Origin of the sequence: Streptomyces sp. SA15 (genome assembly GCF_002291145.1) — a bacterium.
Lineage (GTDB): Bacteria > Actinomycetota > Actinomycetes > Streptomycetales > Streptomycetaceae > Streptomyces.
Genome location: NZ_NTGE01000064.1, coordinates 1 through 9,079 on the forward strand (window position 1 = coordinate 1; position 9,079 = coordinate 9,079).

Sequence of the window (9,079 nt, forward strand, 5' to 3'; positions counted from 1 at the left end):
CGGCCGTCCCGGCGCTCCGGCAGGCGGCGGTGGCCGTCCCGGCTTCGGTGGTCGTCCCGGCGGTCCCGGTGGCCGTGGTGGCACGCAGGGCGCCTTCGGTCGTCCCGGCGGTCCCGCGCGTCGCGGTCGCAAGTCGAAGCGGCAGAGGCGCCAGGAGTACGAGGCCATGCAGGCCCCGTCGGTCGGCGGCGTGATGCTGCCTCGCGGCAACGGCGAGTCCATTCGCCTGTCGCGCGGTGCCTCCCTCACCGACTTCGCGGAGAAGATCAACGCCAACCCGGCGTCCCTCGTCGCGGTCATGATGAACCTCGGCGAGATGGTCACGGCCACGCAGTCCGTCTCCGACGAGACGCTGCAGCTCCTCGCCGACGAGATGAACTACACGGTTCAGATCGTCAGCCCCGAGGAGGAGGACCGCGAGCTGCTCGAGTCCTTCGACCTGGAGTTCGGCGAGGACGAGGGCGACGAGGAGGACCTGGTGGTCCGCCCGCCGGTCGTCACCGTCATGGGTCACGTCGACCACGGAAAGACCCGACTGCTCGACGCCATCCGCAAGACGAACGTCATCGCGGGCGAGGCCGGCGGCATCACCCAGCACATCGGTGCCTACCAGGTCGCGACCGAGGTCAACGACGAGGACCGCAGGATCACCTTCATCGACACCCCGGGTCACGAGGCGTTCACCGCCATGCGTGCCCGTGGTGCGAAGTCGACCGACATCGCGATCCTGGTCGTCGCGGCCAACGACGGCGTCATGCCGCAGACGGTCGAGGCGCTCAACCACGCCAAGGCGGCCGACGTCCCGATCGTCGTCGCGGTCAACAAGATCGACGTCGAGGGCGCGGACCCGACCAAGGTGCGCGGTCAGCTGACCGAGTACGGCCTGGTGGCCGAGGAGTACGGCGGCGAGACCATGTTCGTCGACATCTCCGCCAAGCAGGGTCTGAACATCGACTCGCTGCTCGAAGCGGTCATCCTGACCGCCGACGCCTCGCTCGACCTGCGGGCCAACCCGAAGCAGGACGCGCAGGGCATCTCGATCGAGTCCCGTCTCGACCGCGGCCGCGGTGCCGTGGCGACGGTCCTCGTCCAGCGAGGCACCCTGCGGGTCGGCGACACGATGGTGGTGGGCGACGCCTACGGCCGCGTGCGCGCCATGCTCGACGACAACGGCAACAACGTCGCCGAGGCGGGCCCGGCCATGCCGGTCCAGGTGTTGGGTCTCACCAACGTCCCGGGCGCGGGCGACAACTTCATCGTGGTGGACGAGGACCGTACGGCCCGTCAGATCGCGGAGAAGCGCGCCGCCCGCGAGCGCAACGCGGCCTTCGCCAAGCGCACGCGTCGCGTCTCCCTCGAGGACCTGGACAAGGTGCTCAAGGCCGGCGAGGTCCAGCAGCTCAACCTCATCATCAAGGGTGACGCTTCTGGTTCCGTCGAGGCTCTCGAGTCCTCCCTGCTCCAGCTGGACGTCGGCGAAGAGGTCGACATCCGCGTCCTGCACCGCGGCGTCGGTGCGGTCACGGAGTCGGACATCGACCTGGCGATGGGCTCGGACGCCATCGTGATCGGCTTCAACGTGCGCGCCGCCGGGCGGGCACAGCAGATGGCCGAGCGCGAAGGCGTGGACGTCCGCTACTACTCGGTCATCTACCAGGCGATCGAGGAGATCGAGGCGGCCCTCAAGGGCATGCTCAAGCCGGAGTTCGAGGAGGTCGAGCTCGGTACGGCGGAGATCCGCGAGGTCTTCAAGTCGTCCAAGCTGGGCAACATCGCGGGTGTCATCATCCGCTCCGGCGAGGTCAAGCGGAACACCAAGGCCCGCCTGGTCCGCGACGGCAAGGTCGTCGCGGAGAACCTCAACATCGAGGGTCTGCGTCGCTTCAAGGACGACGTCACCGAGATCCGCGAAGGCTTCGAGGGCGGTATCAACCTCGGAAACTTCAACGACATCAAGGTCGACGACGTCATCGCGACGTACGAGATGCGGGAGAAGCCGCGGGCGTAACGCCGACGGTTCGTGTTGGCCGACGGGACTTCGGTTCCGTCGGCCAACGCGCCGTTTTGCCGTGGGTGGGCACAGGCCCGGGGGGCGAAAGAATCCCGTCGAGCCACCCGCCCGTTCGTTGTACGGTTCTTGATGTCCCCGCCCGCTGAATGGCGGGGCCATCGATCCCGGACCGGCGGGTGAACCGGTTACACACATGTATGTGGGGACGCTGTCCTTCGACCTACTCCTCGGCGACGTACGGTCGCTGAAGGAGAAGCGGTCCGTCGTCCGCCCGATCGTGGCCGAGCTCCAGCGCAAGTACGCGGTGAGCGCGGCCGAGGTGGACCACATGGACCTCCATCGCAGGGCCATCATCGGCCTGGCGATGGTCTCCGGCGACGCGGGGCACCTCACCGACGTGCTGGACCGGTGCGAGCGGCTGGTCGCCGGGCGCCCCGAGGTGGAACTGCTGTCCGTCAGGCGGCGCTTCCACGGCGAAGACGACTGACGGCCCAAGAGCACTAGACGCACCTGAGAACGCAGACAGGAAAGAACGGGAGACGGACCAGTGGCCGACAACGCGCGGGCGAAAAGGCTGGCGGACCTCATCCGAGAGGTGGTGGCCCAGAAGCTGCAGCGCGGGATCAAGGACCCGCGGCTCGGCTCGCACGTCACCATCACGGACACCCGGGTCACGGGTGACCTGCGGGAGGCGACCGTCTTCTACACGGTGTACGGGGACGACGAGGAGCGGGCGGCCGCGGCCGCCGGTCTGGAGAGCGCCAAGGGCGTGCTCCGCTCCGCGGTCGGCGCGGCGGCGGGCGTGAAGTTCACGCCGACGCTGACCTTCGTCGCCGACGCTCTGCCGGACACCGCCAAGACCATCGAGGACCTCCTCGACAAGGCGCGCCAGTCCGACGAGAAGGTGCGCGAGGTCTCGGCCGGTGCCAAGTACGCCGGCGACGCCGACCCGTACAAGAAGCCGGGCGAGGACGAGGACGACGCCGCCGAATGACCCAGAAGACCCCCACGCCCGACGGCCTCGTCATCGTCGACAAGCCGTCGGGCTTCACTTCGCACGACGTCGTCGCCAAGATGCGCGGCATCGCCAGGACACGGCGCGTCGGGCACGCCGGCACCCTCGACCCCATGGCGACGGGTGTCCTCGTCCTCGGCGTCGAGAAGGCGACCAAGCTCCTCGGGCACCTCGCGCTGACCGAGAAGGAGTACCTGGGCACGATCCGCCTCGGCCAGACCACGGTCACGGACGACGCCGAGGGGGAGATCACGGAGTCGGTGGACGCCTCCCAGGTCACCCGCGAGGCCGTCGACGCCGGAATCGCGAAGCTGACCGGCGACATCATGCAGGTGCCGTCCAAGGTCAGCGCCATCAAGATCGACGGCGTGCGGTCCTACAAGCGGGCGCGCGAGGGTGAGGAATTCGACATCCCGGCCCGGCCGGTCACCGTCGCGTCCTTCGCGGTGTACGACGTCCGGGACGCCGTCGCCGAGAACGGCACCCCGGTGCTCGACCTGGTCGTGTCGGTGGTCTGCTCGTCCGGCACGTACATCCGGGCCCTGGCCCGCGACCTGGGCGCCGACCTGGGCGTCGGCGGTCACCTCACGGCTCTGCGCCGGACGCGCGTCGGGCCGTACAAGCTGGACGTGGCGAGGACGCTGGACCAGCTCCAGCAGGAGCTGGCCGTGATGCCGATCGCCGAGGCCGCCGCGGCCGCGTTCCCGCGCTGGGACGTGGACGCCAAGCGGGCCCGGCTGCTCACGAACGGCGTGCGGCTGGAGATGCCCGACGTGTACACGAGCGCCGGTGCCGTGGCCGTCTTCGACCCCGAGGGCCGCTTTCTGGCGCTCGTCGAGGAGCACAAGGGCAAGGCGAAGAGCCTGGCCGTCTTCGGCTGACGTACGGGACCCCCGGGGGGCCGCCCGTGGAGCGGCGATCACGGGGTACTCCACTGTCGCCGCTCCACGGTCCCCCCTCGGTTCCCCCACCCCTAGGGTGTATCCACCCGCCCCCCTCCATTCACCCGTCCGGGCAGGCGCTCGGAGTGAACCGGGGGAGTGGAAAGGGGCGCTTTCGCCGCGTGATCTGTCCCGCTGATCATCTCGCGCCTACCTTCGAAGGCAGGCACGTGCGTACGGGAAGACAGGCACGTGTGTACGGCGGGGAGGATCGACCATGGCGGGACGGGGCCCGCGGAAAGACGCGAGCGGCACCGCACGGCCGGACCAACAGGCCCGGCATGCGCGCGGCCGGCGACGGCCTCACGAAGCACGGGGGGAGGGCCCGGGGCCGGACGCGGGGCTGGAGCTGGGGCAGGCACAAGGGCTGGGGCGCGACGAAGCCCTCGTCCGCATCCACGACCCGGCCGGCCGCCCCCGCGGCACCGGCTTCGTGGCCGACCACCTCGGTACGGTCGTCACCAGCCACGAGACGGTGGACGGCCTGCCCCGGCTCGTACTCCACGCCGTCGGCGACCGCAGCTGCGTCGTGGCGGCCGACGCGGTGACCCCACTGCCCGAACTGTCCCTGGCCCTCATCCATACCGAAGGCCTCGACGTGGACCCGCTCCCCATCACGGTGCGCGACCGGATCGAGATCGGCACCTACGTACGCGTCCCCGCCGGCTGCTGGCGCGAGGCACGCGTACTGGGCACGGCCGGCGTGACGTACACGGCCACGCACCGCGTCCATCACCTCGACGACGCCCTGGAGTTGGCGATCGGCACGGCCGGACGGGATGCGCTGCGACTGGGCGGCGGGGTCGCGGGAGGCCCGGTGCTCGACGCGACGTCCGGCGCCGTGGTCGGCGTCCTGGGCACGGCACTGCGGAACGACCACGGTGACGCCGCTTTCGCGGTCGCCCTCCGCCCACCGCCGAACGGCCCCTTGGCCGAACTGCTCGCCCGCAACGCGACGACCGTCCCCGCGTACGGCGCCGACCTCAACTTGGCCGGCGTGCTGGAACTGACGGCTATCTCGGTGGGGCGGGAGGGGCCGCCGGGGGTGTCGGCGTGCATCGGCCCCGTCATCGAGGCCCTGCTGTACCTCGCCCGCCGGCAAGGAACACACCGACTCGCCCACCGCCTGGAGGAGTTGACCCACGCGTTCGACGCCGACCCGCACTCCTGGTGGGCCGCCCGCCTCCTCGCGGAGGTCCTCCTGCGCGTCCCGGACGCGACGCCGTACACAGCCGTACTCCTCCTGCTCACCGACCGGATCGTGACCTGGCGCGGCGAACAGCGGCACGTCCCCGCCGAGTTCGGGCCGGACTTCTGGACCGCCCTGCCGCTCCCGCAGGACACCCGCGTCGACCTTCTCCGCCGTCTCGTCCTAGCCGACGGCCCTCCGCAGGACACCACCCCCCGTTACCTCGACGCGGCCGCCCGCCTCCTCGCCGCCGACCCCACCGCCGTACAACCGCACCTCACCCGCTGGTTCGACGACGAGCGACCGCTGCCCGCGACCCCGCACGCGACCGTGGCGGAGGCCGCGCAGGCGCTGCTGCACACCCATCGCCACCGGGCCCTGGACGACCTCACCGAAGTGCTCGTCGACAGCGCCCACCGCCGCGCCGACGAGCTGCTCGCCGTACTCGCCGAGGACGAGCCGTCGGCCGTCTGCCGGGCCGTCGACCGGTGGGCGCACGACGCACGGCCCGCTCGGCGGGTCGCCGCCGTGGCGTACGGGCTGCGCACCGCGCCGCACGTCCGCACCGAGGGCGACCGCGAACTGCTGCGCCACGCCGCCCTCGCCCTGCTCGCCTGCCCCGCCGACCGCACCCTGCACGGCGGCGCGCTCGCCCTGCTGGTCCGGGATCCGCGCACCCCGGACGACTGGGCGGCGGTGGTGGGCCCCAGCGCCCGCCGGATGATCGAGAACCTGGCCGGCGTAGGAATCCCCGCGTGAGCAGGCGAGATCCACGTGCGTCCCGTCACAGCCCGATGCCGATGCGGGGCGTGGGCGCGCGGCATGGCACCCTTAGACCTGCGCATGAGGACCTGCGCAAGAGGCAGAGAGACGGACACGGGTTCGACAAGGAGCGGTCACAGTGCAGCGCTGGCGTGGCTTGGAGGACATCCCCCAGGACTGGGGGCGCAGCGTCGTCACCATCGGCTCCTACGACGGAGTCCACCGCGGACACCAGCTGATCATCCGGCATGCCGTGGAACGCGCCCGTGAGCTGGGCGTTCCCGCCGTCGTCGTCACCTTCGACCCGCATCCCAGCGAGGTCGTCCGCCCCGGCAGCCACCCGCCGTTGCTCGCCCCGCACCACCGCCGCGCCGAGCTGATGGCGGACCTGGGCGTGGACGCGGTCCTGATCCTCCCGTTCACGATGGAGTTCTCGAAGCTCTCGCCCGCCGACTTCGTCGTCAAGGTCCTGGTCGACAAGCTGCACGCCAAGGCGGTCGTCGAGGGCCCCAACTTCCGCTTCGGCCACAAGGCCGCCGGGAACGTGGAGTTCCTGACCGAACAGGGCAAGATCTACGACTTCGAGGTCGAGGTCGTCGACCTGTACGTGTCCGGTGACGCGGGCGGCGGCGAGCCCTTCTCCTCGACCCTGACCCGGCGCCTGGTCGCCGAGGGCGACGTCGAGGGCGCCGCCGAGATCCTCGGCCGCCCGCACCGGGTGGAGGGCGTGGTCGTCCGCGGCGCCCAGCGCGGCCGCGAGCTCGGCTTCCCCACGGCGAACGTCGAGACGCTCCCGCACACCGCCATCCCCGCCGACGGTGTCTACGCTGGCTGGCTCCATGTGGACGGCGAGGCGATGCCGGCCGCGATCTCCGTCGGCACGAACCCGCAGTTCGACGGCACCGAGCGCACGGTGGAGGCGTACGCCATCGACCGCGTGGGCCTGGACCTGTACGGCCTGCATGTCGCCGTCGACTTCCTGGCCTTCGTCCGCGGGCAGGCGAAGTTCGACACGCTCGAAGCGCTGCTGGAGCAGATGGCCGAGGACGTGAAGCGGTGCCGGGAGCTGGTGGCGGCGGCTGACGCCGAGTAGTCGTCTCGTCCGTGCGAGGTCCGTACGAGGTCCGTACGACGCCGAAGGGCGGCCGGTGCCTCAGGGCACCGGCCGCCCTTCGTTTGCGTAGCGGCGGCTACTGCTGCGGGGGAGGTGGCGGGGGTGGGGTCTGCCCCTCCTGCTGGGGGTAGCCGGGGTGCTGTCCCGGCTGCGGGGGGTAGTGCTGGGGCTGGCCGCCGGGCTGCGGGTACTGCTGGCCCGGCTGGGCGGGCGGCTGCCCAGGCTGGCCGTAGGGCTGGCCCGGGGCGTACGGCTGCTGTCCCGGCTGACCGGGATGCGGCTGCTGGCCCGGGTGGGGCTGTTGCGGGTACGGACCGGGCTGGCCCGGTGCCTGCTGGCCGGGGGCGTACGGCTGACCCTGCTGGCCCGGCATCGGAGGCGCGGCGACCGGCGGCGGGTTGCCGTCGCTCGTCCACAGGCCCTGCTTCTGCTGGTGCCGTGGGAAGTCCTCGGCGACCATCGCCGCGAGGTTGAAGTACGCTTCCCGCACCTTCGGCCGCATCATGTCGAGGTTGACCTCGGCACCGGCGGCGAGATGCTCGTCGAAGGGGACGACGATCACGCCCCGGCACCGGGTCTCGAAGTGCGCCACGATGTCCTCGACCTTGATCATCTTGCCGGTCTCGCGGACACCGGAGATGACGGTGATGGACCGTGAGACGAGGTCGGCGTACCCGTGCGCGGACAGCCAGTCCAGCGTCGTACTGGCGCTGCTCGCACCGTCCACGGACGGCGTCGAGATGATGATGAGCTGGTCGGCGAGGTCGAGCACACCGCGCATGGCGCTGTAGAGCAGACCCGTACCGGAGTCGGTGAGGATGATCGGGTACTGGTTGCCGAGTACGTCGATGGCGCTCCGGTAGTCCTCGTCGTTGAAGGTCGTGGACACGGCAGGGTCGACGTCGTTGGCGATGATCTCCAGGCCGGACGGCGCCTGGGAGGTGAACCGCCGGATGTCCATGTACGAGTTGAGGTACGGGATCGCCTGGACGAGGTCACGGATGGTGGCCCCCGTCTCGCGCCGCACGCGGCGGCCGAGCGTACCGGCGTCCGGGTTGGCGTCGATGGCGAGGATCTTGTCCTGCCGCTCGGTGGCGAGCGTGGAGCCGAGAGCCGTGGTCGTGGTCGTCTTGCCGACGCCTCCCTTGAGGCTGATGACCGCGATGCGGTAGCAGGACAGCACGGGCGTGCGGATGAGTTCCAACTTCCGCTGCCGCTCGGCTTCTTCCTTCTTCCCGCCCAGCTTGAACCGGCCGCCGCCGGCCGCCGGGCGACTGCTCTTCGCCTTCTGCTTCTTGTTGTTGAGCAGTCGGTCGGAGGACAGCTCGACGGCCGCCGTGTAACCGAGGGGCGCCGCACCCGGGTTGCTCGGCTGCCGCTGATCGTGCTGCATGGCCTGGGGCCAGGCGGCACCGGTGCGGGGGTCTACTGCCGGCTGGCCGTGCGGGGGTTGGCCGTGCGGAGGCTGGCCCTGCGGGGGCTGCTGGGCGTCGGGCTGCTGTGGAGCGGCGGGGTGCGGCTGCGCCGGGTTGGGCGGCTGGCCCGGGTGTCCGGGGTGGCCGGGCTGTCCGGGGTGTGCGGGCGGCTGGGGGAAGCCGTATCCGCCGGGCTGGGCCTGGGGGTTGGCGTTCGGGTTGGGGTCGGGCTGGCCGGGGTGCGCGGGTGGCTGGGGGAAGCCGTATCCGCCGGGCTGGGCCGGGGGGTTGGCGTTCGGGTTGGGGCCGGGCTGGGCGGGCTGTGCCTGAGGGGTGGGGGCGCCGGGTGCACCCGGGTGCGGGAAGCCGTAACCGCCCTGTGCGTTCGGGGCAGGGGGCTGCGGGAAGCCGTATCCGCCTTGGGCGTTGGGTGCCGGCGGCTGGGGGAAGCCGTAACCGCCTTGCGCGGGGGGCGGCTGCTGTGCGGGAGTGCCGGGGTGCGGGAAGCCGTAGCCGGGCTGCGGAGGGGCCTGAGGGGCTGGAGGGGTCTCCGGGTTCGGCGGCGTCGGCGGCGTAGGCGCGGCGGGCTGGTTCCAGGCGTTCGGCGCGGGCTGCGGCGCCTGGGGCTGGAA

At 71.5% G+C, this 9,079-nt stretch carries 7 protein-coding genes; 6 read left to right on the forward strand and 1 reads right to left on the reverse strand.

The features are described from left to right. The 6 genes from infB to CLM62_RS11240 all read left to right on the forward strand — a co-directional run. The coding region (gene infB / locus CLM62_RS11215) for a translation initiation factor IF-2 (protein WP_107483776.1) at positions 1–2,008 on the forward strand (2,008 nt) is incomplete at its 5' end. 196 nt (positions 2,009–2,204) lie between these two features. Then, the gene (locus tag CLM62_RS11220; protein WP_095749689.1) at positions 2,205–2,498 is read left to right on the forward strand and encodes a DUF503 domain-containing protein; all 294 of its coding nucleotides are present in this window, start codon (positions 2,205–2,207) and stop codon (positions 2,496–2,498) included. Between the two features lie 60 nt (positions 2,499–2,558). Beyond that, complete coding sequence (gene rbfA, locus CLM62_RS11225; RefSeq protein ID WP_095749690.1) at positions 2,559–3,005, forward strand: 30S ribosome-binding factor RbfA; 447 nt, start codon at positions 2,559–2,561, stop codon at positions 3,003–3,005. Further along, positions 3,002–3,907 (forward strand): tRNA pseudouridine(55) synthase TruB, encoded by a 906-nt coding sequence (truB, locus tag CLM62_RS11230; RefSeq protein ID WP_095749691.1) that lies wholly within the window; start codon positions 3,002–3,004, stop codon positions 3,905–3,907. The genes rbfA and truB overlap by 4 nt, the downstream gene beginning before the upstream one ends. Positions 3,908–4,184: 277 nt before the next feature. Further along, the gene (locus CLM62_RS11235; protein WP_257003801.1) at positions 4,185–5,915 is read left to right on the forward strand and encodes a serine protease; all 1,731 of its coding nucleotides are present in this window, start codon (positions 4,185–4,187) and stop codon (positions 5,913–5,915) included. A 142-nt stretch (positions 5,916–6,057) separates the two neighbouring features. Beyond that, on the forward strand, positions 6,058–7,011 hold the full coding sequence (locus CLM62_RS11240) for a bifunctional riboflavin kinase/FAD synthetase (RefSeq protein WP_095749692.1): 954 nt from the start codon (positions 6,058–6,060) through the stop codon (positions 7,009–7,011). Positions 7,012–7,108: 97 nt separating this feature from the next. On the opposite strand, the gene CLM62_RS11245 is transcribed toward CLM62_RS11240, so the two are convergent. Next, a partial coding sequence (locus tag CLM62_RS11245) for a MinD/ParA family protein (RefSeq protein WP_095749693.1) occupies positions 7,109–9,079 on the reverse strand: 1,971 nt, incomplete at its 5' end.

Bases quoted from the DNA above. Each gene is read 5' to 3' on its own strand.
- CLM62_RS11220 (WP_095749689.1), top strand. From the start codon at position 2,205: ATGTATGTGGGGACGCTGTCCTTCGACCTACTCCTCGGCGACGTACGG.
- CLM62_RS11235 (WP_257003801.1), top strand. From the start codon at position 4,185: ATGGCGGGACGGGGCCCGCGGAAAGACGCGAGCGGCACCGCACGGCCG.
- truB (WP_095749691.1), top strand. From the start codon at position 3,002: ATGACCCAGAAGACCCCCACGCCCGACGGCCTCGTCATCGTCGACAAG.